The 489-nt window shown below is 39.5% G+C and carries 1 pseudogene; it reads right to left on the bottom strand.

The window, feature by feature from the left end:
• A pseudogene (locus tag AN214_RS21910) lies at nucleotides 1–427 on the bottom strand (transposase); the annotation flags it as partial.
• Between the last annotated feature and the right edge of the window lie 62 nt (nucleotides 428–489).

The raw sequence follows: 489 nt of genomic DNA, 5'->3' as shown, positions 1-489 counted from the left end.
ACAAACGCTTCTTTTATCTCTTTGATCAGTTGCTTGTTTTCAATTGCCCTAATTGACTCAGGCTCATTTAGCCAAGCATAGAAACCACTTCGATGAACGTTAAGCACAGAGCACATTTGCGTGACTTTCCACTTATCGAGGCGAGACTTTATGAACGCGTATCTTTCCTTGATTCGCTTGCAAAGAACGCGGCGGCCTCCTTTAATATGTCGCGCTCCTGAGTAACGCGTTTTAACTCAGCTTTTAACCGCTTTATTTCGTCACTTTCTTTGTTCTGCTTAGGCGTTTTCTTTGCCTTACTAACCCAGTTATAAAGTGATTTATCAGTAATACCGAGACGATTTGCAACATCTTTAATTGCATAGCCATTATCGATGACCTGACGAACTGCTTCGTCTTTAAATTCTTGTGGATATTTATTTCTCATAACACCTTCCATCTTACTTCATTTTCAAAATAAAAGATGTCTAGTTGCTTAGGGGAAGATCA

The organism is Pseudoalteromonas sp. P1-9 (assembly GCF_001399975.1).
Lineage (GTDB): Bacteria > Pseudomonadota > Gammaproteobacteria > Enterobacterales > Alteromonadaceae > Pseudoalteromonas.
This window is presented reverse-complemented; position numbering and strand designations above follow the sequence as displayed.